The following is a 23445-nucleotide window of genomic DNA, read 5'->3' on the forward strand; positions in this document are numbered from 1 at the left end:
AGCCTACCCCGCCCCCGGCGCCTCGCCCTTTAGACCGCGTCCATTGACGCCCCGTTCATTGACACCGCGTCCCTCTGCCCGCTCAGTGCCCGTTCAGCGGCCCACGTCCCGCCGGGAGAAGCTCGGCAGGGCGAGCCCGACCAGCCCCGCGCCCACCAGCAGGCACACCAGCAGCGGCCACAGGCTGACCGGCTGCACCAGCGGCGAGCCGCCCAGCGCCGCCGACCAGGGGTTGAGCCACGCCAGGTCGGCCAGCACCCGCACTTGAGCGCTCAGGGTGTGCAGCGCGACCAGGCCAATGCCCAGGCCGGCACCCACCGCCGCCGCGAGGCCGGGCCGCCCGGTCGCGGCGCCCAGGGCCAGCGCGAGCGCGCCGAAGACCCAGGCCCCCAGGACGTGCAGCCCCGTGGTGACCAGCAGCCGTCCGGCAGGCAGGGGCGCCTGGAACAGCCCCCCGAAGCCCCAGATGCTCAGGAACAGCACCGCTCCCAGGGCCAGCAGCAGCGTCAGCAGGGCCAGCGTGCGTGCCAGCAGCAGCGCCCGGCGGGACACCGGCTGGGCCAGCGGCAGCTCCAGCCGCCCGCGCTCCTCCTCGCCGGCAATCAATGCCGCGCCGCTCAGGCCCGCGAACACGCACAGCAGCACCGGCATCAGACTGAGCAGCCGGCCCCCCACGTAGCCGGCGGGGGTGGTCAGGTCGTCGCCGATCAGCGTCCTCAGGGCCCCCGGCAGGCTCTTCATGATCTCGTTCACGCTGGGGTCGTTGCGGATGCTGGGATAGAAGGCCATCAGCAGCAGCACGTAGGCGGCCAGGCCCCCCGCCCAGCCCAGCAGGCTGCGCCGCGAGTCGGCCAGGGTCTGCCGGTAGAGTTCCGGCCAAGAGGAAGCAGACCCGTGGGGCTCAGGCCACATGGGGCACCTCCGGGCGGTACTCGCCCAGGAACGCGTCTTCCAGGCTGGACGGCGTGAGGCTCAGGCTCCGGAGCGACTCGCGGGCGAGCGCCCGGATCAGGGTGTCCGGGGCGCCGCGCCACAGGCCGCGGAAGTCCAGCCCCAGCTGCTCGCCCCCACTCATGCCGGGCAGCTCGGCGAGCCTGAGCTGTGGGGGCGCGGCGAAGCTCACCCGCACCTGTTGCGGCAGGCTGGCCTTCAGCGTGGCCAGCTCCTCCACCCGGATGAGTTCCCCCGCGCGGATCAGACCCACCCGGTCGGCCACCCGCTCGACCTCGCCCAGCACGTGGCTCGACAGGAAGACCGTGCGGCCCCCGGCGCGCGCCTCGCGCAGCAGCTCCAGCACCGTCTCCTGGGCCAGCGGGTCGAGGCCGTCCGTGGGCTCGTCGAGGATCAGTACCTCGGCGCCCGTCATCAGCGCCAGCACCAGTCCCACCTTCTGCCGGTTGCCCTTGCTGAGCGTGCCCACCCGCCTGTTCAGGTCGAGGGTCAGGCGCCGCGCCACCTGGGTTCCGTGTTCGGGCGTGGCGGCGGGGCGCAGGGCCGCCGTGCGGCGGATCAGCTCTCCGGCCGTCCACTCCGGGCGCAGGTGGACGTCGCCCGGCAGGTAGCCCACGCGGGCGTGAACCGCCTCTCTCTCACGCCAGACGTCGTGGCCCAGGATCTGCGCCTGCCCGCCGCCCGGGCGCAGGAAGCCCAGCAGCGTGCGGATGGTGGTGGTCTTGCCCGCCCCGTTCGGCCCCAGGAAGCCGAAGATCTCTCCCGGCGGTACCGCCAGGGTCATGGGCTTCAGGCCGACCCCCGGCGCGTAGAGCTTGCTCAGGCCGCTGATCTCGATAGCGTTCATGTGCTCCCCCTTCAGGTGCCGTCTCGCTGCTGCCCCTCTGACCCGTGACCCTCTCGCCGCTGGCCTTCCCTTCGCTGCAGGGCGTGCCACTCCTCCAGCACCCTCGGAAACAGTTCGAGCCACAGTCGGTAGAAGGCGCCCATCTCGCGCAGCGCCCCCGGATCGCCGCCCGGCGGCAGCGCGGCCAGCCCTTCCTCGGCCAGCCGCACGAAGGTCTCCAGCTTGCGGTTGCCCTGCTCGGTCAAGGTCGCCCAGGCGCCGGGCCGCACCCGGAAGCGGTCGGCCCGCTCGCCCGGATTGGGCGCGTGCTCGATAAAGCCCATCAGCGTCAGGTGCTTCAGGCCGGTGCTGATGCCCGCCCGGCTGGACTGCAGCGTCGCGGCGAGTTCGGCGGCCGTGTGGCCCCCCGGCGGCGCGCACAGCAGCGCCCCCAGCACCCGCCCCGAGACGCGCGGCATCCCGATCATCTCCAGCATCACGCCCGCCCGCTCGATGAACTGCAGGTGGCCGCTGAGCCCGGGATCCGCCTTGCCCGCATCGGTCATGACGAAAGTGTACGACATTTCAGAATATTCTGAAAGATGTAGATGACCCAGGGCAGGTCAGACGCCTGGGCCCCGCGCGGCCTCCCGCGGACTACCCTGGGGAGCATGACCCAGACCGCGCCCGCGCCCCCGGCCACCGCCCTGCCCGAGCACACGCCGCTGAACCGGGAGCGCCTGATCGCGCCCGGCCCGGTCGAGGTCGATCCGCGCGTGCTGCTGGAGCTGGCCCAGCCCCAGATGCACCACCGCGCGGCGGCGGGCATCGAGAAGCTGATGCAGGCCCGCGCCCAGCTCACGGCCCTGCTGGGCGACCCCTACGACGCCGTGATCACGACCAGCAGCGGCACCGGCGCCTTCGAGGGCGCGCTGGTCAGCACCACGCCGGTCGGTGCCAGGGTCGTGAACGCCCAGGCCGGGAAGTTCAGCGAGCGCTGGGGCGAGATGGCCGCCCGCCTGGGCTACGACACGGGGGTCGTGGCGAAGCCCTGGGGCCAGGTGCTGGACGCGCAGGAGGTGGCCGACGCTGCCAGGGGCGCCCACACCCTGCTGATCACCCACTCCGAGACCAGCACCGGCGCCCTGCACGACCTGGAGGCGATCGCGGTGGCGGCGAAGGCCGGCAACCCTGACCTGATCGTCATCACGGACTGCATCACGTCCTACGGCGTGGCGGAGCTGCGTCCGGGCGCCTGGGGCGTGGACGTGATCGTGTCCGGCAGCCAGAAGGGCACCGCGACCCCGCCGGGCCTGGGTTTCGTGCTGTTCAGCCCGGAGGTGCAGGCCCGCATGGTCAGGGACACCCCGCGCGGCTTCTACCTCGACATGACCCGCGAGCTGGCCGGGCAAAAGGCCGGCAACACCCCGCAGACCCCGGCGATCAACCTGATCTATGCCCTGAGCAGCGCCCTGGAACGCCTGCTGGCGGTGCCGCTGGACGTGCTGTGGGCCGAGCAGCGCCGCAAGACCGACGCCCTGATCGCCGCCGGCGCGGCCCTGGGTGCCCCCGCCTGGGCCCCGCGTACCAGCCCCGCCGTGGCCGTCCTGACGTCGCCCCCCGGCCTCACGGGCCGGCAGGTCGCCGCCCGCCTCGCCGACATGGGCCAGCGCGCCCTGCCCGGTCAGGCCCCGTTTGAAGACACGGTGTTCCGCGTGAGCACCATGGGCTACGCCGACCGCTACGACGCCCTGGCGATCGCCGGCATTCTGGAAGACGCCTTCGCGGGGCTGGGCGTGGCCTTCGAGAGGGGCGTGGCGGTGCAGGCCGCCTGGGCGGCGTTGAAGGGCTGACCAGTGCGGCTGGAACCGGCGGCACCGGGATCATCTGCCGAGGCCATGGGACAGGGCCGGGGACTGCGGGCCGTCGCAGGCCACGTGGAGGAGACTCGACCCGCTTCTCCAGCAGCGAGGCCATCGCGCAGCGGGCCTGGAGGGTCTGGAACAAAGTGAGCGGCCCGCCACGGTGGAAACCGGTGGCGGGCCGCTCAGGTCTGTGGGGCTGATCTGGAGGGTGCTGATCTGGTGTCTGGATTGACGGCCTGTCCTGCCGAACGCTCCGTCGCGGCTGTTCCTCCAGAGATCGTCAGGTGATCAGTTGCAGGCCTGCCGGGTGTAGCCGCTCATCTTCGCGCCGCGCAGGTCGAGATCGCGCTTGATGGAGTTGATGTTCAGCGACCGGGACAGCTCGCAGTCCAGGGTGCCCTCATACTCGGCGTTCAGGGCCAGCTTGCCGCGCTTGACGTACTCGGACAGCGGGCCGCACTCGCCATACTGCTGGCATTCCTCGTTCAGGATGCCGTCGAACTTCTCGACCATCATCTTGCCCGTGCGGTCTTTCAGCAGGATCTTGTCGGGCCCGTTCTTCTGGAACACGGCCAGCCCGTAGGCGTGGGCGCGGTCGGCCACCCAGCCGTTGAAGTCGATCTGCTGCTGGGTCGTGATGCGCCCACCGCTGACGTTCTCGTCATTCTGCAGATTGTCGGGTTCGACCGCCGCGAAGCCCTTGTCGGCGCACATCTTCAACCGGTTGTTCAGGATGGTGGCGAGCACGGAGTTCGCCTTGAACACGTCAGTCACGTCCAGGAAGTACTCCCCCGGCCAGCCTGGATCGGCCTGAATCTTCAGGTACTCCGGATACTGGCCGGAATCGGGCAGGCCCGGCTGGTAGCTCCCGGCGTTGATGTAGCAGACCGTGTAGATCCCCTGCGCGTTCATCTGAGCCACCTTGGCGGCCGAGGTGCCGAAGCCGTCGACATCCATGAGCCGGACGCCGGCGGGTACCACGATGTCCGCGTCGGTGCCCGCGCTGATCTGCCAGTCCCAGGCCACGGTGCCGGCAGGCGGCAGCCGGATGCCCGAGGGCGAGGCCGGAGCCGGCGCTGGCGCTGGTGCGGGGGTCGGTGTGGGCGCTGGTGCTGGTGCGGGCGCTGGGGCCGGTGCAGGAGCGGGTGCAGGCGCCGGGGGGACGGTCTGCGCCGTGGACAGACAGCCCAGCAGCGTGGGCACGGCCCAGTCGGCGTGATCGTAGGCGTTGCCATTGCCGGCGTCGGTCACGACCATCGACAGGGTGCTGCGTCCGGCGATGTTCACCTTGATGGACCGGGTGGCGGTGGCGCCGGTCATGGTGCCGGAGTCGTACAGCTTCACGCCGTCGCCGAACACCTGGAAGACCACGCTGCCCCTGCTGCCCACCTCGTCGTCGACGCCGATGTCGGCCGTGAAGGTCGGGCACTGCCCGCCCACGGCGAAGGCCAGCCGGGACGTGGCATGGACGCCGTAGCCCTTGCTGTAGGTCTTCCCGTTCAGCGTCAGGGTGCGGCCGTCTCCAGCCGTGGCCTCACCGTTGCTGCGGTTCAGTTCGACCGGCCCATAGCCGTTGGTGGCCTGTGTCCAGGTTCGGCCGGTGACCGCGTTGTTGCCGGCCACGATGCTCAGGGCGAGCCCGCCCAGGGGCGTGTCGGTGGTGATGTCCCGGGCCGAGGGGACGCCGCCCGCCAGGGCCTCCTGAGGTGCGCTGAGCGGGCCGCCGCATCCGCTCAGGAGGGCGACTGCTCCCAGGAGCAGGAGGGGTGAGGATGATCGGCCGAGGGGAAGGTTCCTTCTCATAGCCGCCAAGATTAAGGAGGCTTAATGCACCGATGTGGGGAAATCCGACATTTAATCCGGCGGTCTTAGACAGCTTTATGAGATGTGAAACTGATGAAAATCGGCTCAATTCTTCTCGATAAAGATTCAGACAGGAGTCGCCCGATCAGCTGAGGACTCAGTGAGTTCACATCTGACCGCCTGTCTAAAGGCTCTGCCCCCGTCGGATACCCCCGGAGGAACAGCGGTGTTGAAGCCTGCCCCGATTCCTAAAAAGTAGTGCACGTCACATTGTAGGCCAACCCTCAGCCACGTCGCCTCGTGCGCCGCCCCAGCACCGGCGGCAGGGCCAGCGCCAGGGCCACGCCCAGCAGCAGCAGGGCCGTGAGCGGCTGCCGGACGAGGAGGCCGACCTGCCCCCCACTCTGTTGAAGCGCGGTGCGGACGAGGCCTTCGGCAGTCGGCCCCAGCACCACGCCGATGATCGCGGGCGTGAGCGGGAGGTCGAAGCGGCGCATCAGGAAGCCGACGACTCCGAAGACCGCCAGCAGGAACAGGTCGAACACCGAGTTGTTCAGCGAATACACGCCCACCGTGCTCAGCACCAGGATGCCGGCATACAGGTAGGCGCGGGGAATGGACGCGAGCCTCGCCCAGACGGCTGCCAGCGGCAGGTTCAGCAGCAGCAAGGCGCTGCCGATGTACAGGGAGGCGATCAGCGCCCACACCAGCGTGGCGTTGGTCACGAACAGCAGGGGCCCCGGCTGCAGGTCGTACTGCTGGAAGGCGGCCAGCAGGATGGCGGCGGTCGCGCTGGTGGGCAGCCCCAGCGTCAGCAGCGGCAGCAGCACCCCGGCCACCGAGGCGGCGTTCGCCGCTCCCGGCCCCGCCACGTCCTCGATGACGCTCCCGCCAGACGCTTCCGGATGTCGGCCGAGGCGTCGTTCAAGGGTGAGGCTCAGGCGGGTGGGGAGGTCGGCGTCGCCGGTCGCAAGCGCGCCGAGGGGGAAGCCCAGAACCGCGCCGCGCAGCCAGGGGTTCCACGAGCGGCGCCAGTCCCCGCGGGTCATGGCGCCCCCGCCGCGCAGCCTGAACCCGTCCTGAACCCGGCCGGGGCGGCTCGCCACGTACAGCGTCTCGCCGACGGCGAGCAAGCCGATCACCACCGTGCTGAAGTCGATGCCGTCGAGCAGTTCCGGGCGGCCCAGGGTAAAGCGCGGCGGTCCGCCCTGTGGGTCGGCGCCGATCAGCGCGATCGTCAGGCCCAGGAAGAGGCTGATCAGCCCGCGCAGGGGAGAGCGCGTAAAGGTGGCCGAGACCATCACGAAGACCAGCAGGATGAGCATGAAGCTGGCGCTGGCCGGCATGGTCACCGCCACCCTCGCGATGGCCGGCGTGACGAGGGTAAGCAGGGTGGCGGCGATGATGCCCGCGACGAACGAGCCGGTGGCGGCTGTCGCCAGCGCCGCCGCCCGGCCCCGCCGCGCCCTCCGGTGTCCCTCCAGCGCCGGGATGGGGGGGGCCGCCTCGCGCGGCGTGTCCCGCAGGCTGGAGGCGGCCGAGTCCCATGACATCCCGCCGTAATAGACGCCGGCGAACATGATGAAGGCGCTGACCGGGGGGAGCCTGGCCGTGACCGGCAGCAGCAGCGCCACGGTGAGTGCCGGGCCGAGACCGGGGCCAGGGCTTGGGCTGGAGAGCACCCCCACCAGCGTGCCCAGCGTGACCCCGATCAGCGCCCACAGCAGATTCGCGGGGCTCAGGGCGGTGCCGAACCCGCCGAGCAGTGCACTCAGGGTCTCCACTATCAGGGCCTCCACTACAGGAGGCCCCCGAGCACGCCGGCCGGCAGGCTCAGGCCCAGGCCCCGCGTGAAGACCAGGAAGATCAGCACGGCGAGCAGCAGGGCCACTCCGACCATCAGCGCCCAGCGCCGTTCGCCGAGGGCCAGGGCCACGCAGAACGCCATCAGGGCCGTGCCGGGCACGAAGCCCAGCGGCGGGATCAGCACCATGCCCAGCAGGAACCCGCCCAGGATGAGGCCGGGGGCCTTCAGATCGGCCGGAGCGTCTGGACTGGTGTCCGGGGCCCCAGCCGGCCCGGCCCGCTCGCCGCGCAGGGTGAGCACGGCCAGCCACGTGCCCAGCGCCAGCGTGCCCAGCGAGACGGTCAGCGGGAAGACGCGCGGGCCCACCACCGCGTCGGTGCCGGGGGGAATCCGGAGCGTGCCGTACAGCAGCAGCGCGCCGAGCAGCGTGACGCCCAGCGCCATCAGCAGGTCGGGGACGCTGGGAGCGCGCGGCGGATCAGGGGGTGATGGGCGGGAGGGGTCAGACATGCAGGGCTCCTCGTGGCGGGCGACCGGACGGGGCGGGGGAGCGGGCCGGGTTCAGCAGGCCGGTGTCCTGCGGGAGTCCCCTGCACCTCGGGCCGCCGAGCCTGGCGCCGCTCATGGACACCTCAGACCCGGACGCGAACGCTGCGGCATAGGGGAATGGCGTTGGGGAGGGGAAAGGGATGCCCGACCCCCGCCGCGCCCCGAACCAGGATCGGCGACGTCGAAGGGCACGTGATCCAGGGTCGAATCTGCATCGACCAATCTGGTAGGCAGCGGGGCCGATCTACTGACGTTCATGGTCGACCTCCGGGGGAGGGCCAGCGCCGCCCCCTGGGCGAACTGGTCGCTTCCAGCCTACGCGCCGGCCACCCCACGATCAATACTGCGGCCCCGCCAGCACGTCGTTTTCCGTATCCGATGCTTCCGTGCCCGGAACGCACGGCGGCGAGCACCGCGCACGGGGCGGCGCCGGTGGGCCAGGACGCGGCTGTCCGGTCGCCCCTGGAAGGCGTCCCTGGAATCTCCCCCGATCCGCGCTCTACACTGGGTGCCCGTGCGTCCCCTGGCCCCCCTGCTCCTGAGTCTCCTGCTGATGCTGGTGGGGTGTGCGCCGAATTTGGTGATCCATCCCTTCCGGGCGGCCCCCCTGGCGCTGGACGGCCCGGCCCCCGATGTGGTCGTCCTGAGCATCTCGGGCCGCTGTGCGCCGCCCTGCGTGTCGCCGCGTGACAACTGGGATTACCTGAGTTCGCGGGGCACCCTGGACAGACTGGCCGACACCATCTCCGCTGCCGGCTACCGCGTGCAGGTCGCCGGATACGCCAGCCACCCGGCGGCCCTGGCCCAGTCGCCCTATCTGGCGACGGCGCAGCGAGGCTTCGAATCCCTGCTGGCCGACTTCGACCGGATGAACCGTGGCTGGCTGGGCGGGCCGCGCCCCCCACGGGTGGTGATGCTGGCCCACTCGCACGGCGTGGTCTGGTCGCACCTGCTGACGCGCCGCTACCCGCAGGTGCCCTTCGCGCTGCAGATCGATCTGGACGGCATCTGTGTGGCCTGGGGCAGCGATTACGGCGCCGCCCTGCGCGACGTTCCCGCCCCGCCGGAAGGACTGCCCTCGGCCCGCGCCGCCTGCGACAAGGTGAACGTGAAGGGGCGCGGCGTGGCGTACAAGGACATCGTGTGGCCCAACGTGGCGCGCAACCTGGAAGTCCAGAGCAAGCGCCTGCCGTCCAGAACCGGCGCGAGTGGGGGCCTGCCGGTCAATTACCTGTTCGAGCTGTCGGCCAACCGGCGGCTGGACGGCACCACGGGCGGCCTCGAACGCTTCGTGTCGGCCCGCGAGGATCACGGCGCCGTGACCCGGCCCGGCAGCGACGCGCTGAACTGGGTCACGGCCAGGACGAACGTGATCCTGCAGACCTGGAAAACCCAGGACGCGGCCCTATCACCGTCCGACCGGCCAGACGCACACCGGCCAGACCCGAGCCAGCCTGACCCCGGCTTGCCCCGTCCCAGCCCGTCGGAGCGCTGATCTCAGGGTTTCCAGGCCGCCCAGGCCGAACCCGGTGCTGGACTCCACCTCTCCCACGGCATTTCCTTGATGGAGCGACATCCATATCCCCAGTGGTTTGGACAGTCTTGGAGTGAGTCTCTTTTCGAATGCGATCGAAACGAGTTTCTACTACGAAGTTAAAGTGATCCTGCGACATCCAAGACCCCTCACCCTTCCGCCGCGTTGCGGCTCCCTCTGCTTCGCAGGTCTTCGACTCCCTCTCCCCAGGGGAGGCTCGCAGAGCTGCGAAGCAGAGGGTTGGGGTGAGGGGTCTGCTGATGGCGACTCCGCCATGTCTCGCCATCACTTCAGTCCCGTATCAGCCCCTCCCACCTTATGGGGAAGGCTGGGACTCGGCGAGCTGCACAGCAGAGGGGGGCGACGCAGATGGCGTCCCAGACAGCAGGAACCGAATTGTTCAGTGATGGTGTGAAGAGACTGTCCGGATCATTGATCAAGCTCGCCAGTCCGCTCCACCTCTCCGACTGACTTCAGGGCTCGGCTAAACTTCGTTTCAGGGCTGAACCTCGTACAGTTCGACCTGGCGCAGCACCACCCCGCCGAACGACAGCACGGCCCGGTAGGCGCCCTTCTGGGGAGCGTCCAGCCGGAAGCTCGCGCGGCGCTGGGCGGCGTCCAGGTACACCGAGTCCTGGCCCAGGCTGCGGCTGCCGTCGAACCACTGCACCCTCAGGTAATCCGGTTCGAAGCGGCCGTCCACCTGCGCCTGCACGGTCAGGACGTCTCCCTGGCGCACCAGGGTCGCGGTGGTCACCCGAACCGGCAGGGCCACCTCGACCGGCGTGGGCACAGCGGGCACGAAGGCGTACCGGCAGGCCGTGAGCGGCGCGGCGAGCAGGCACAGCAGGGTCAGACGGAGCGCGGGGCGCAGCATGGGGCCATGCTAACGCCCGCGAGATGTGAAGCCCGGCCCGCTGCCGCTGTTCAGCGCAGGCGGTGGGCCTCGATGAAGCCGATGACGGCCTGCCGGGTGCCGCCCAGCAGGGTCAGCGGGCGGGCCATCGCCGCGATGATGGTGATGTGGTTCAGGCGGGGCAGCACGGTGCGCGTGACCGGCACCCCGGCCTTCTTCAGCGCGGCTTCCATGTTGATGGCGTTCTGCGGATAGACGGTCGTATCGTTGGCGGCCACCAGCAGCAGGTGGGGCGGCGCGTCCGGCCGCACGTGGCGGTCGGGCATCACCTGATCCGGCGTGGCGCCCTCGGGGAAGGCGCGGCGGCTGGCGAACTCGCGGAAGTCGTAGGAATAGGGCCCGGCGATCCCGATCACGCCGCGCACCGCCGAGACCGGCACTCCCGCCTCGCGCAGCCAGCGCTCGTTGTCGACCATCTCGACCGCGTTGAAGGCGCCGGCCGAGTGCCCGGAGACGAACAGGTTCTCCGGATTGCCGCCGAAGGACTTCGCCCGCTCGCGCAACACCTTGAGGGCCTGAGCGGCGTCCTGCACGTAGGTGGGATAGCGGTTCTTCGGCGCCAGGCGGTAGCTCATGACCGCGGTCACGTAGCCGGCGCGGGCCAGCGACTCGCCCACGAACTTGTGGCCGTCCTTGTCCCCGCCCTCCCAGGAGCCGCCGTGGATGAACAGCACCACCGGCGCGCCCTGGGCGTTCTGCGGCGCGTACACGTCCATGCGGTTGCGGCCGTCCGGGCCGTAGGGCACGTTCTGGGTCACGGTCAGGCCGCTGGTCGAGACGGCGCGGTTCAGCGTGTCCTGGGCGCTCTGCTGTGAGCAGGCGGCCAGGGTCAGGCCCAGCGTCAGGGCGCCGGCGGCGAACAGGAGAGGTCGGGGCAGCGTGGTCTTGGAGCAGAGCTTCATGGGCTCAGGCTAGAGCGCCGCCGCCGGGGCCACCTCACAGCAGCCCACAGTCCGCCTTGACCGTCCGTTGACCCACGGCCGGGCGCAGGGGTGCAGTCCCACACTCCGCAACGGGTCGGCCGCGCTAGCCTGCCCCGAGTGACCGACACCGCCCCACAGCCCACCCGGCCACCGCGCGAAGGGCCACCGCCTGGTGGGCCGGGGCCGACCGACGTGCTGATTATCGGAGGCGGCCCCGCCGCGCTGGCGCTGGCCGCCGAGCTGTGTGCCCGGCAGCTGAGCGTGCGCGTGGTCGCGCCCCATGCGCCCACCCCCTTCCGGCCCACCTACGGCGCCTGGCTGGACGCCCTGCCCGCCTGGGCCCAGGCCTGCGCGGCCCAGGTCTGGACAGACGTGCGGGTCTACACCGGCCCCAAGCCCACGCCCCTGCTGCGTCCCTACGCCCTGCTGGACAACGCCCGCCTGCTCCGGGCGCTGCTGGAACGTGCCGGAGAGGGCCTGCACTGGACGCTGGGAACGGTGCGGACGGTCGATGTGGACGCCAGGGGGCCGGGCGGCGCGGCGGTCGTCCACGGCGCCGGGGGAGAGCGCTGGCCTGCCCGCGTGGTCGTGGACGCCTCCGGCCACGGCGCCGTGGTCAACCCGCTGCAGTTTCCGGGCGGCCCCGCCTTCCAGACCGCCTTCGGGCTGGTGGCCCGCTTCAGGCGGCCTCCCATCGCCCCCGGCGCGATGGTCTGGATGGACTACCGGGGCCCGGCACACCCGCCCCGCCTGCCCACCTTCCTGTACGCCATGCACCTCGGCGGCGACCGCTACTTCGTCGAGGAGACCAGCCTGATCGCGCGCCCCGCCCCGGATCGCGGCTTTCTGGAACGCCGCCTGCGGGCCCGCCTGGAGGAAGCGGGGACGCCCCCCCACCAGACCGAGTCCAGCGAGTGGGTCGCCTTTCCCATGAACGCGGCCGCTCCTGCCCCCGGCCCGGTGCTGGCCTTCGGCGCGGCGGCCGGGCTGGTGCATCCCATCAGCGGCTTTCAGGTGTCGGGCGCGCTGCAGGACGCTCCGGTGGTGGCCCAGGCGCTCGCCCAGGCCCTGGCCTCCGGCACGGACGCGGCGCAGGCCGGCTGGGACGCCCTGTGGCCGCCGGAACGCCGCGCGGCCCGCGACCTGCATCTGCTGGGCGTGCGCGCCCTGCTGGCCCTGCCGGGGGATGCCCTGCCCGCCTTCTTCCAGAGTTTCTTCCGGCTGGGCGCGCCCCAGTGGCAGGCGTTCCTCGATCCCCGCACGCCGACCGGCCCGCTGGCCCGCACCATGCTACAGGTGTTCGCCGGCGCGCCCTGGAGCGTGCGCCGCCCCCTGGCCGCGGCCGGAGTGGCCGACGCGGGCGTGAGCGTGCGCGCCCTGAGCGCGGCGATGAAGAGACCTTCCCCGCCCTCCCACCTATCTCCTGCAGCGGCGCGGCACCCTGGAGCCATGACCAGATCCATGGACGCCCAGCACGACGACGCCACCCTGCAGCGCGAAGACCTCGACCAGACCGAGACCGTTGAGGAGGGGATGCAGGGCTCGACCGGCAGCACGGACGCCAACGGCCTCGACCCCCAGGCCGACCAGCAGGAGAAATTCCAGGAGTTGCGGGACAATCTCGCGCCGCTGGCCGGGCAGCAGGAGTAGGCGCATACTGGCCGCATGTCCCTGCTCGACATGATCGGCCCTGTCATGATCGGCCCCAGTTCCAGCCACACGGCGGGGGCCTGCCGTCTGGGCCTGGTGGCCCACCACCTGCTGGGCGAGGCACCCCGGCAGGCGACCATCGGCCTGCACGCCAGCTTCGCCAAGACTGGGCGTGGCCACGGCACGCATCTGGCGCTGGTCGCGGGCTTGCTGGGCTACCGGCCCGACGACGCCCGGCTGCCCCACGCCTTTCAGGAGGCCCAGGCGGCCGGGCTGAACTGCGAGTTCCGCGACGTCGACCTGGGGGACGTCCACCCGAATACCGCGCACATCGACCTGCGGGGCGAGCAGCAGCGGCTCACCCTGCAGGGCAGCAGCACGGGCGGCGGCGTGATCCAGGTCAGCCAGGTTCAGGGGCTGGGCGTCAACTTCAGCGGGGCCAGCCCCACCGTGCTGCTGCGCTACACCGACGCCGTGGGCATGATCGCCCGCATCGCCAGCACGGTCGCCGCCGACGGGGTGAACATCGCCACGCTGACCTGTACCCGCGAGACGCGCGGGGGCCAGGCGCTGCTGGCGATCGAACTCGATCAGGCGCTGAGTGCCGAGGCCCTGGCGTTCCTGAACCGCTGGCCGGACGTGAACTGGGTGCGGATGCTGCCGAAACTGATGGACGGCTGAGCGCCGGGTCGCTGCCGCCCTAGCGGTGGCCCAGCGCCCAGCTCACCTCGGCGGCGGCGTCCTGCAGGGCGCGCAGCAGGGTGTCGTGTTCCCTCAGGCGTGGCGTGGGCAGGCTCAGGCCCAGCGCGGCCAGCACGGCGTTCCCCTCACCCCGGATCGGCGCGGCGAGGCTGCTGGTGCCCGTCGCCCATTCGTCCTGGCTGTGCGCGTGGCCGTGCGCCCGGAGGCGCGCGGTCTCGGCCTGCCACTGTTCGGGCGTGGTCAGCGTGCGCGACGTGAGGGCCGGGGCCGGCTGCGGGAGGGGCTGTCCGGCCAGCGCCAGCAGCAGCTTGCCGCTCGCGGTGGCGTGGGCCGGGAGTTCGAAGTCGAGTTCACCGGCCACCGGCGGCCCGTCCCGTCCCTGTACCGAGCGGGCCACGCACAGCACGCGGTCTCCGTCCAGTACGCACAGGAAGGCCAGCAGGTGGGTGCCGCGCGCTAGGCGCTCCATCGCCTCGTGGGCCGGGGCGTACCAGGGCAGCGAGCCGTACAGGGCGCTGCTCAGCTTCAGCAGGCGCCAGCCCAGGCGGTAGCGGCCCCGCCCCACCCGGCTCAGCAGCCCGGCCGCGGCCAGCGTGCTCAGGCCCTCGTGGACGGTGGAGGTCGGCTGGCCCAGGTGCCGCGCCAGATCGCTCAGCGACCACTCGCTGCGGTCGGCGTCGAAGAGGGAGAGCAGCCGCACAGCCTGATCGACGGTGGCGTGGGTGCGCGGCATGGGGCCACTGTACCGGCTCTCGGCCCAGCTTTCCGGATAATCCGGAAGATCCGCTGGCGGCCCGCCGCGGCGGGGAGGACGATGCGTGCACCTCACCCCGCGTCTCCCAGGAGTGCCCATGACCCAGACCGCTGCCAGCCCGTCCGATGTCCCCGCCATCCGCGCGCCGCGTGGCCCCGAGCGAACGGCCAGGGGCTGGATTCAGGAGGCCGCCAAGCGCATGTTGATGAACAACCTCGACCCCGAGGTGGCCGAGCATCCGGAGACCCTGGTGGTGTACGGCGGGCGCGGCAAGGCGGCGCGCAGCTGGGCGGCGTACCACACCATCGTGGAGACCCTCGACCGGCTGGAGAACAACGAGACCCTGCTGATCCAGTCGGGGAAGCCGGTCGCGGTGCTGAAGACCCACGAGTGGGCGCCGCGCGTGATCCTGGCGAACTCCAACCTCGTGCCGCACTGGGCGACCTGGGAGACCTTCGACCGGCTCGACCGGGCCGGATTGATGATGTACGGCCAGATGACCGCCGGGAGCTGGATCTACATCGGCACCCAGGGCATCCTGCAGGGCACCTACGAGACCTTCGCCGGGGCGGCCCGCAAACACTTCGGCGGCAGCCTGAGGGGCACGGTCACGGTGACCGCCGGGCTGGGCGGCATGGGCGGCGCGCAGCCGCTGGCGGTGAAACTCGCCGGGGGGGTCAGCATCACCATCGAGATCGACCCCACGCGCATCCAGAAGCGCCTCGACACCCGCTATCTGGATGAGGTCGCCCACAGCCTGGAGGACGCCATCGCCCGCGCCGAGAGCTACCGGGCACAGGGGGTCGCCCGCTCCATCGGCGTGCAGGGCAACGCCGCCGTGCTGGTGCCGCGGCTCGTCGAGCTGAACTGGACGCCGGATCTGATCACGGATCAGACCAGCGCCCACGACCCGATGTGGGGCTACCTGCCCATCCTCGCGCCCGACGAGGACGCCGCCGCCCTGCGTGAGGAGCGGCCGGACGACTACCGGGCACGGGCCTACGAGGCGATGGCCGCGCACGTCCGCGCCATCCTCGCCCTTCAGACCCGCGGCGCGGTGGCCTTCGACTACGGCAACAACCTCCGCCACCGGGCGCAGGAGGCCGGCGTGGAGAACGCCTTCGACTACCCCGGCTTCGTGCCCGCCTTCATCCGCGACTCCTTCTGCGAGGGGCGCGGCCCCTTCCGCTGGGTGGCGCTCTCCGGCGACCCCGAGGACATCCGCGCCACGGACAGCGCCCTGCTGGAGCTGTTCCCGGACGACGAGCGGCTGCAGTCCTGGCTGAGCTACGCCGCCGGCCAGATCGCCTTCCAGGGCCTGCCGGCGCGCATCTGCTGGCTAGGCTACCGCGAGCGCGACCGCGCCGCGCGCCTGTTCAACGAGATGGTCGCGGACGGCCGCCTGAAGGCCCCCATCGTGATCGGCCGCGACCATCTGGATGCCGGCAGCGTGGCCAGTCCCTACCGCGAGACCGAGGCCATGAGAGACGGCTCGGACGCCGTGAGCGACTGGCCGCTGCTGAACTTCGGCGTGGGCATCGCGTCCGGCGCGGCCTGGATGAGCTTCCACCACGGCGGCGGCGTGGGCATGGGCTTCTCGCAGCACGCCGGGCTGGTCGCCGTGGCCGACGGCACCCCCGAGGCCGCTAAACGCCTGAGCCGCTGCCTGACCAACGATCCCGGCCTGGGCGTGATCCGCCACGCCGACGCCGGTTACGACCGGGCGCTGGACGTGGCGAAGGAACGCGGCCTGGATCTGCCGAGCCTGGGGATCGGGGACGGGGATCGAAGTGGACAATGAGGGCATGGGGAAACGAGTCTCGATGGCCCTGGTGTTGATCCTCAGCGGTCAGGTCAGCGCCCAGGAACGAGGCTTCGATCCTCGCCTGGCGGTGACCCTGACCACCATGTCGGGCAAGGTCGTGGAGATCAGGGGGCCCGAGATCATCACCGGGGCTGACGCCGATCTCGACTACAGGTGGGGGCCACCCACTGTGCAGGCGAACAGAACCGGCAAGTTCGTGGCTGTCCATTACTCTGGAAACAAGGCTCCCTGGTGGGCTTCCGAGGTCTATCTCGTTCGTCCCGATGGTCGGGTAGATCGGTTGAGGAACGACGCTGTTTTCAAAGTCACTTGGACTGTTGACGGCAGCTACCTGATTGGGTTCGGCGACAACACGCTCACGATATGGAACGTGAGTGGTGGCTTGCGGCAGGTCGCCTTTCAGGACATCCGCGCCTTCAATTACTCCTCCAAGAACGAGATCTGTCTCAACCTGGCCTGGTATAGCCCGACCACAGGGCAACCCAGCCGCACAACCGAAGTTCACCTCGCGGTGCCCTCGCTGACCCGGATTTTCGAGAAAGACACGGATGGTCAGCAGACTTGTGAGGCCCCTTGAGATGACCATCCCTCCCCACCTGCCCTACGGCGGGATTCCCACTTTTGCCCGCGCGCCCATCGTGGAGCCCGGGGGCGAATGGCGGGCGAACGTCGCGGTGCTGGGCATCCCGTTCGACCTCGCCCTGGGCTTCCGGCCCGGTGCCCGTTTCGCGCCGCGGGCCCTGCGGGAGGCCAGTCTGCGCTGGGTGCCGCCCCTGACCGGCCTGGACGGCGTGACCCGGCTCTCGGGCGTCACTTTTGCCGACGCGGGCGACGTCGTGCTGCCTAGCCTGGAGCCCGAGCTGGCCCGGCAGCGGATCAGCGCGGCGGCGGAACAGGTGCGGGATCAGTGCAGCCTTCCGGTGTTCCTGGGCGGCGACCACAGCGTCACGTATCCGATCCTGCGCGCCTTCGCGGGCGTACCCGATCTGCACATCCTGCAACTGGACGCCCACCTGGATTTCACGGACGTCCGCAACGACACGAGCTACAGCAACTCCAGCCCCTTCCGGCGGGCCAGCGAGGCCCTGCCGAACCTCGTGCACATCACGACCATTGGCCTGCGCGGCCTGCGCTTCGACCCGGAGGCGGTCGCGGCAGCGCGGGCACGCGGGCACGCCCTGATCCCCATGACGGACGTGGGCGCCGACCTTCCGGGCGTACTGGCCCAGCTGCCTCGCGGGAAGAATCTGTACCTCAGCGTGGACGTGGACGGCTTCGACCCCGGCGTCCTCCCCGGCACCAGCAGCCCCGAACCGGACGGCCTGACCTACGCGCAGGGCATGGCGATCCTGGCCGCAGCGGCGCGGCACAACACCATCGTGGGCCTGGACGTGGTGGAACTGGCCCCGAACCTCGACCCCAGCGGCCGGAGCGAACTGCTGGCCGCCCGGCTGATCATGGAGACGCTGTGCGCCGTGGACGAGTCCGACTCCGCACAGCCCGGGTGGAAGCCATGACTGGCACCGGAACGCTGTTCACGAACATCGGCCAGCTCGTCACCCCGGCAGCCGGCGTGCAGCGTGGCGCGGCGATGCGCGACCTGAACGTCACTCGCGACGCGGCGCTGCTGGTGCAGGACGGCGTGATCCGCTGGGCCGGGCCGCGCGCCGACGCCCCGGCCAGCCCGGACGAGCACGACCTGGGCGGCGTGGCCGTCGTTCCGGGGCTCGTCGATCCGCACACGCACGCGGTCTGGGCGGGGGATCGCCTGGCGGATTTCGAGGCGCGCATCGCTGGCGTTCCGTACGAGGAGATTCTCGCGCGGGGCGGGGGCATCCGCTCCTCGATGCGGGCGACCGGCGCGGCCAGCGTGGACGACCTCGTGACCCTGGCCCGGCCCCGCCTGCAGGCCCTGCGGCACTCCGGCGCCACGACGGTGGAGGTCAAGAGCGGGTACGGGATGGAGTTTGGCGCTGAATCGAGGATGCTGCGGGCCATCCGTGATCTCCAGGCTGAATTTCAGCTCGTCCCCACGCTGCTGATCCACGTCCCTCCCACGGAGGACAGGGCGGAGTACGTGCAGGCAGTGTGCCACGACCTCATCCCCAGCGTGGCGCGTGAGGGACTGGCCGCTGCCGTGGACGTGTTCACCGAGCGCGAGGCGTTCACGGTGAACGAAACCCGCGCCATCCTCCAGGCGGGGAAGGCCAACGGCCTGCACGTCAAAATTCATGCCGACCAGTTCCACGCCATCGGTGGCACCGAACTCGCCTGCGAGCTGGGCGCCCTGAGCGTGGATCACCTGGAGGCCAGCGGCCCCGCGCAGATCGCCGCGCTGGCCGCGTCGAGCACCGTGGCGACCCTGCTGCCGGGCGTCAGCCTGCACCTGGGACTGCCGGCGGCGCCGGGCCGCGCCCTGATCGACGCGGGCGCGGCCGTGGCGGTCGGCACCGACCTGAATCCCGGCTCATCTCCGCTGTACAGCGCTCAGATGGCCCTGGCCCTCGCGGTGCGCCTGTGCGGGCTGACTCCCGCCGAGGCCCTGTGCGCCGCCACCGTGAACGCGGCCGCTGCGCTGGGCCTCGCCGACCGGGGCGCCCTCGTGCCCGGCCAGCGGGCCGATTTCCTCGCCCTGCACAGTGCCGACTGGCGCGACCTGCCCTATACGCTGGGGGCCAGTTCAGTGCGAAGCGTCTTCGTCGGCGGCACTGCACTCTGATCTCTTTCCATCACCCATCAACTATCAACCTTCCCCCATCCCCCCTCCGAAGGAGCCCCCGTGATCCTCGACCAGCACCTCTCCCTTGAAGCCTTCCTGTCCGTCGTGCGCGGCGGCGAGGCCGTCGAACTGGCCCCGGCCGCGAGGAGCCGCATCCTGCGGGCGCGGGCGGTCATCGAGCGGATCGTGGACGGCGAGGCGGCGGTCTACGGGGTCAACACCGGCTTCGGGAAGTTCGCCTCGGTGCAGGTGCCGCGCGCGGGGCTGGAGCAGCTGCAGCACAACCTGATCATGTCGCACGCCATCGGGGTGGGGGAGAACCTGCCCGCCGAGGTCGTGCGCGGCATGATCCTGCTGCGGGCGCAGTCGCTGGCCCTGGGCCACTCGGGCGTGCGGCCGGAGGTCGTGGAGCTGCTGCTTTTTCTGCTGAACGCGGGGGCACACCCGGTCATCCCGGCGCAGGGCAGCGTGGGGGCCTCGGGGGACCTTGCGCCGCTGGCGCACCTGGCGCTGGGCCTGATCGGGCTGGGGGAGATGGAGTACCGGGGCGCGGCGCGGCCCAGCGCGGACGTGCTCAGCGCCCTGGGCCTGAGCCCGCTGACCCTGCAGGCCAAGGAGGGGCTGGCGCTGATCAACGGCACGCAGCTGATGGGCAGCCTGCTGGCCCTCGCGGTGGCGGACGCGCGCACGCTGCTTGGCACGGCGAACCTCGCGGCGGCCATGACCGTGGAGGCGCTGTACGGCTCGCACCGGCCCTTCCAGGCGGACGTGATGCGCCTGCGGCCCCATCCGGGCGCGGTGGCGGTCGCCTCGGAACTGCGCTCCTTCCTGCAGGACTCGCAGATCGCCCCGTCGCACCTCGTCGGAGACGGCAAGGTGCAGGATGCCTACTCGCTGCGGGCCGCGCCCCAGGTGCACGGGGCCAGCCATGACGCGCTGGAGCACGCCGCGCGGGTGCTGGCGGTCGAGTTCGCCTCCGTGACCGACAACCCCCTGATCTTCCCGGACACTGGGGACGTCGTGTCCGGCGGGAACTTCCACGGGCAGCCGCTCGCCGTGACCATCGACGCGCTCAAGGTGGCGGTGGCGGAGCTGGGCAGCATCTCGGAGCGCCGCTGCGAGCAGCTCCTGAACCCCGCCCTGTCCGGCCTGCCGGGCTTCCTGGCGCCGCAGGGTGGCCTGAACAGCGGCTTCATGATCGCGCAGTACACCGCCGCCGCGCTGGTCAGCGAGAACAAGGTGCTGGCGCACCCGGCCAGCGTGGACACCATTCCCACCAGCGCCAACCAGGAGGATCACGTCTCCATGGGCGCCCACGGCGCACGCCAGCTGCGGGCCATCCTGGAGAACGTACAGAACGTCGTCGGGATCGAGCTGATGTGCGCGGCCCAGGCGCTCGACTTCCAGCAGCTGCGCGCCGGGCGGGGCGTGCAGGCGGCCTGGGAGCACATCCGCGCCCGGATTCCCAACATGACCAGCGACCGTTACTACCGCCCCGATCTGCTGCGGATCGTGGAGATGGTGCGGAGCGGCGAGCTGCTGCGGGTGGCCCGCGAACCCTCGACGCCAGACGGCGCTCCGACCTAAGTCCGTTCCGGCGGGCACGGCGAGGGGAGTAGCCTGGAGTCATCTTCCATCAGGGCGGCGTGCCCAGGCCTGCCGCCAAAGGCAGGTTGGACATGCGAACTCTGACGAACAACGCGCTGGCCGGCGGTCTTCTGGGCGTGGGGCTGGGGGGCGTGTTCCTTGTGGCCCTGGCGACGCCCGCCACATCGGCGGCGGCTGATCCGCTGGCCACCCAGGTCAAATCCGGCGCCGCGGTCTACGCGAAAAGCTGCCAGGGCTGCCACGGCGACAAGCTGCAGGGTGTCCGTGGCCCGGCGCTGCTGGGCGCGGGCCTGCTGGCGAAATACGCGGGCGGCACGCACACGCTCGCCGACCTGCACACCAAGGTCTCCAAGACCATGCCCAAGAACGCGCCCGCCAGCCTGAAGCCCCAGCAGTATCTGGACGTGGTGGCGTTCCTGTTCGACCGCAACGGCGTGGCCCTCCCCAAGACCGGCCTGACCCGCGCCAGCTTGACCCAGCCGGCCGTGAAGGCGGCGGCCGCCACCCCGCGCGCCACCCAGGTGCAGGCGGGCGCGGCGGTGTTCGCCAGCAGCTGTCAGGGCTGCCACGGAGCGACCCTGCAGGGCGGGCGCGCGCCTGAGCTGCTGGGCACGGACTTTATCTCCAAGTGGACGACGGCCGGCGAGCTGCACGGGCTGGTGTCCAAAGCCATGCCCATGAACGCGCCGGGCACCCTCAGCGAGCAGCAGTATCTGGACGTCGTGGCGTTCCTCCTCGACCGCAACAAGGTCGCCGGCGGCCCCGCCGCGCTGAGTGCCAAGGATCTGGCGACCCCGCTGAAATAGTCTGGGAGGCGTCGGGCGCATCCCGGGCGGGTGGGCCGGGAACGCGGGTCAGCATTGTGGGACAGAGGAAGGGCTGGGGCGGGCCGACCCGCTAAGCTATTCGTCTAGACCACTGCCCCAGAGTTCCGCTGCCGAGGTTGCGCCCATGACCCTAGACGACATTCTCAACGCCCCCTCCCCGGCCTCCGCCTGGATTCTCGCCCAGGACTGCGCTGAGACCGGCCTCGACCCCCAGGACATCCGCGCCGAGATGCTGCGGCGCATCGGGCAGATGCGCGAGAGCATCGAGCGGGGCCTGAGCAGTGACGCCAGGAGCATCACCGGCATGGTGGGCTGGAACGCCAAGGGTCTGTGGGACGCGCCGGACGTGCTGGGCGCGCCCCTGCTGAGGCGGGTGCAGGCCTACGCGATGGCCGTGAACGAGGAGAACGCCCGCATGGGCAAGATCGTCGCGGCGCCCACCGCCGGCAGCGCGGGCACCATCCCCGGCGCCCTGATCGGCGTGGCCGACCACCTGGGGCTGCCCGACGAGCGATTGGTCGATCCCATGATCCTGGCGGCCGGCATCGGCAAGGCGATCAGCAGGCGCATGTTCATCTCGGGCGCCGCCGGGGGCTGTCAGGCCGAGATCGGCTCCAGCGCCGCGATGGCCGCCGCCGCCGTGGTCGAGCTGCTGGGCGGCACCCCGCGCGCCGCCGTCCACGCCGCCTCCATGGCCCTGATGAACACCATCGGGCTGGTGTGCGATCCGGTGGGCGGCTACGTCGAGGTGCCCTGTGTGAGCCGCAACGCCTTCTACGCGGTGCACGCCGTCAGCGCCGCTCAGCTCGCCCTGGCGCAGCTGGAGAGCTTCATTCCCCCCGACGAGGTGCTCGGCGCCATGGCCTCGGTGGGCCGCATGATGCCCGCCGCCCTGCGAGAGACCGCCGAGGGGGGGCTGGCCCAGACCCCGACCGGGCTGGCCGTGACCGAGCGCATGGAGGGCAAGGGCGGCGAGACGGGTGGGATGATCGATTTACCGATGGCCTGAGGAGGGGAGAGTGGTGCTCGGCTTGGATTTGCCCCGCAGCCACGCCTGAGAGGCGCGCCGGCCGGCCCAGGTGCTGAGGAAACCGGCCATTGCCGTCCCGCCTGCGAACGTCAGACTGGCCCAACTGAGCTGATAGACGGCGAAGTCTGTGGAGAACGCCTGGAACGACTCACCGGCCTCGCTCCAGACGCCTTCTGATCGCACGCCCAGGCTCAGCAGCCAGAGCACCAGCGGCAGGCAGGCCAGCACCGCCGCCACCCGTCCGGGCCGGAGCCCATGCCAGCCGAGCAGCAGACCGGCCAGACCCAACGTACCCAGAAAGAGCAGGTCGAAGCGGGCGGGGTGGACGTTCATCCAGGCACCGAGCACGTTCTGATCCATCTTCCAGGCGACTCTGGACACGGCCACCAGGCCGACCAGCCAGAAGGCGGCCAGTGCAAGCGCCACGCCGAGCGCGATCCCCGTATCGGCGAGAGGTCGGTCCCAGTCTCGCGCCATGTTCCGTGTTTCCCTGCCCCACACCGCGTCCTGCACGGTTACCGCCTCGTGCTCCATAGCCAGCCTCCACTCGTCGGGGGTCATGTCGATCTCCTGAAGAGGAATGCCTGAAGGCGGCTGGAGGCTGCTGCGCCCATCCACATCAGCACTGCCGTCAGGAGCATACGGAACCAGCCCCCGAGGGCCGCATACCCCATGAGATTCACCGATTCCTCGCCCCCAACGGTTGAAAATGTCATCGGGGCGTTGAACAGGGTGTACATCCACGCCCCAGCGCTGCACAGCATGATCGAAGCGGCGCCCATCAGAGCCAGAACGCCCGGCCGGACTCCTCCCAGACCCATCACGACGGCCAGGATCAGCGGAACGACGTAATAGTGGATTTCGATCAGGGAGCCGTAGCTCGTCCGCTCCAGCACCCAGAACCCCAGCGGGTCGTATTCCCTCAACACTTGCGACCGGATGCAGGCAGCCATGAGCGTGGTCAGGACAATGCCGTTCATCATTAGGGCCACCGCAGGAATGGTCAGTTCAGCTCTCAGAGGCCAGGGCCGAAGCCGACGCGCTGTCCAACGGGCCTCAAGCGCCCAGGGGCCGTCCGTGCTGTGGGCCGCCTCGTGCTCCATAGCCAGCCTCCAGTCGTCGGGGGTCATACGACAAGCCTCCGGCGGTATTGGAG

22 protein-coding genes are annotated in these 23445 nt (G+C 70.9%); 11 read left to right on the plus strand and 11 right to left on the minus strand.

The annotated features are described in order from the left end of the window. Positions 1-93: 93 nt before the first annotated feature. From CVO96_RS14820 to CVO96_RS14830, 3 genes are read right to left on the minus strand one after another with little or no spacing between them, the layout of a single operon-like run. On the minus strand, positions 94-912 hold the full coding sequence (locus CVO96_RS14820; protein ID WP_103312884.1) for an ABC transporter permease subunit: 819 nt from the start codon (positions 910-912) through the stop codon (positions 94-96). After that, complete coding sequence (locus CVO96_RS14825) at positions 902-1798, minus strand: ABC transporter ATP-binding protein (protein WP_103312885.1); 897 nt, start codon at positions 1796-1798, stop codon at positions 902-904. Before CVO96_RS14825 ends, CVO96_RS14820 begins: the two co-directional genes overlap by 11 nt. Positions 1799-1809: 11 nt before the next feature. After that, positions 1810-2343, minus strand: a complete 534-nt coding sequence (locus CVO96_RS14830; RefSeq protein WP_165795313.1) for a GbsR/MarR family transcriptional regulator — start codon at positions 2341-2343, stop codon at positions 1810-1812. A gap of 105 nt (positions 2344-2448) precedes the next feature. Between CVO96_RS14830 and CVO96_RS14835 the strand changes: the two genes are divergently transcribed. Beyond that, entirely contained in the window at positions 2449-3630 is a 1182-nt protein-coding gene (locus tag CVO96_RS14835) for an aminotransferase class V-fold PLP-dependent enzyme (RefSeq protein WP_103312887.1), read from the plus strand. Positions 3631-3930: 300 nt separating this feature from the next. On the opposite strand, the gene CVO96_RS21465 is transcribed toward CVO96_RS14835, so the two are convergent. From CVO96_RS21465 to CVO96_RS14850, 3 genes are all read right to left on the minus strand, one after another. Continuing rightward, on the minus strand, positions 3931-5445 hold the full coding sequence (locus CVO96_RS21465) for an endo alpha-1,4 polygalactosaminidase (protein ID WP_165795314.1): 1515 nt from the start codon (positions 5443-5445) through the stop codon (positions 3931-3933). A 284-nt stretch (positions 5446-5729) separates the two neighbouring features. Then, positions 5730-7229, minus strand: coding sequence for a tripartite tricarboxylate transporter permease (locus tag CVO96_RS14845; RefSeq protein WP_103313539.1), 1500 nt, complete (start codon positions 7227-7229; stop codon positions 5730-5732). Positions 7230-7243: 14 nt separating this feature from the next. Then, positions 7244-7762: a tripartite tricarboxylate transporter TctB family protein gene (locus CVO96_RS14850; protein ID WP_103312888.1), complete on the minus strand. Its 519-nt coding sequence runs from the start codon at positions 7760-7762 to the stop codon at positions 7244-7246. A 553-nt stretch (positions 7763-8315) separates the two neighbouring features. Between CVO96_RS14850 and CVO96_RS14855 the strand changes: the two genes are divergently transcribed. Beyond that, positions 8316-9296: a hypothetical protein gene (locus CVO96_RS14855; protein ID WP_207795320.1), complete on the plus strand. Its 981-nt coding sequence runs from the start codon at positions 8316-8318 to the stop codon at positions 9294-9296. Positions 9297-9831: 535 nt separating this feature from the next. Here CVO96_RS14855 and CVO96_RS14860 read toward each other — a convergent pair. Continuing rightward, on the minus strand, positions 9832-10212 hold the full coding sequence (locus CVO96_RS14860; RefSeq protein ID WP_103312889.1) for a hypothetical protein: 381 nt from the start codon (positions 10210-10212) through the stop codon (positions 9832-9834). Between the two features lie 50 nt (positions 10213-10262). Next, positions 10263-11153 (minus strand): alpha/beta hydrolase, encoded by an 891-nt coding sequence (locus tag CVO96_RS14865; protein WP_103312890.1) that lies wholly within the window; start codon positions 11151-11153, stop codon positions 10263-10265. A 138-nt stretch (positions 11154-11291) separates the two neighbouring features. Here CVO96_RS14865 and CVO96_RS14870 point away from each other — a divergent pair, with 138 nt between their 5' ends. Together CVO96_RS14870 and sdaAB are read left to right on the plus strand one after the other, a co-directional pair. After that, entirely contained in the window at positions 11292-12824 is a 1533-nt protein-coding gene (locus CVO96_RS14870) for a lycopene cyclase family protein (RefSeq protein WP_103312891.1), read from the plus strand. A 15-nt stretch (positions 12825-12839) separates the two neighbouring features. Then, on the plus strand, positions 12840-13505 hold the full coding sequence (sdaAB, locus tag CVO96_RS14875) for an L-serine ammonia-lyase, iron-sulfur-dependent subunit beta (protein ID WP_103312892.1): 666 nt from the start codon (positions 12840-12842) through the stop codon (positions 13503-13505). A 19-nt stretch (positions 13506-13524) separates the two neighbouring features. Here the strand turns inward: sdaAB and CVO96_RS14880 are convergent, their stop codons facing one another. After that, positions 13525-14259 (minus strand): IclR family transcriptional regulator, encoded by a 735-nt coding sequence (locus CVO96_RS14880; protein WP_103312893.1) that lies wholly within the window; start codon positions 14257-14259, stop codon positions 13525-13527. 118 nt (positions 14260-14377) lie between these two features. Here CVO96_RS14880 and hutU point away from each other — a divergent pair, with 118 nt between their 5' ends. The 7 genes from hutU to sdaAA all read left to right on the plus strand — a co-directional run bounded on the left by hutU (position 14378) and on the right by sdaAA (position 22268). Then, positions 14378-16081 (plus strand): urocanate hydratase, encoded by a 1704-nt coding sequence (hutU, locus tag CVO96_RS14885; protein WP_103312894.1) that lies wholly within the window; start codon positions 14378-14380, stop codon positions 16079-16081. Positions 16082-16085: 4 nt separating this feature from the next. Beyond that, a complete protein-coding gene (locus tag CVO96_RS14890) occupies positions 16086-16682 on the plus strand; it encodes a hypothetical protein (protein WP_103312895.1) in 597 nt (198 codons plus the stop codon). Position 16683: 1 nt separating this feature from the next. After that, positions 16684-17622 (plus strand): arginase family protein, encoded by a 939-nt coding sequence (locus tag CVO96_RS14895; RefSeq protein WP_103312896.1) that lies wholly within the window; start codon positions 16684-16686, stop codon positions 17620-17622. Next, entirely contained in the window at positions 17619-18824 is a 1206-nt protein-coding gene (hutI, locus tag CVO96_RS14900; RefSeq protein WP_103312897.1) for an imidazolonepropionase, read from the plus strand. The genes CVO96_RS14895 and hutI overlap by 4 nt, the downstream gene beginning before the upstream one ends. Before the next feature lie 60 nt (positions 18825-18884). Continuing rightward, positions 18885-20411 (plus strand): histidine ammonia-lyase, encoded by a 1527-nt coding sequence (hutH, locus tag CVO96_RS14905; RefSeq protein ID WP_103312898.1) that lies wholly within the window; start codon positions 18885-18887, stop codon positions 20409-20411. A gap of 92 nt (positions 20412-20503) precedes the next feature. Continuing rightward, entirely contained in the window at positions 20504-21238 is a 735-nt protein-coding gene (locus CVO96_RS14910) for a c-type cytochrome (protein WP_103312899.1), read from the plus strand. Positions 21239-21383: 145 nt separating this feature from the next. Then, complete coding sequence (sdaAA, locus tag CVO96_RS14915; RefSeq protein WP_103312900.1) at positions 21384-22268, plus strand: L-serine ammonia-lyase, iron-sulfur-dependent, subunit alpha; 885 nt, start codon at positions 21384-21386, stop codon at positions 22266-22268. Here sdaAA and CVO96_RS14920 read toward each other — a convergent pair. Together CVO96_RS14920 and CVO96_RS14925 are read right to left on the minus strand one after the other, a co-directional pair. Further along, complete coding sequence (locus tag CVO96_RS14920; RefSeq protein ID WP_103312901.1) at positions 22254-22850, minus strand: hypothetical protein; 597 nt, start codon at positions 22848-22850, stop codon at positions 22254-22256. The two genes, sdaAA and CVO96_RS14920, sit on opposite strands and share 15 nt — an antisense overlap. Further along, the gene (locus CVO96_RS14925) at positions 22847-23419 is read right to left on the minus strand and encodes a hypothetical protein (protein WP_103312902.1); all 573 of its coding nucleotides are present in this window, start codon (positions 23417-23419) and stop codon (positions 22847-22849) included. The genes CVO96_RS14920 and CVO96_RS14925 overlap by 4 nt, the downstream gene beginning before the upstream one ends. Positions 23420-23445: the final 26 nt, after the last annotated feature.

Origin of the sequence: Deinococcus koreensis (genome assembly GCF_002901445.1) — a bacterium.
Lineage (GTDB): Bacteria > Deinococcota > Deinococci > Deinococcales > Deinococcaceae > Deinococcus > Deinococcus koreensis.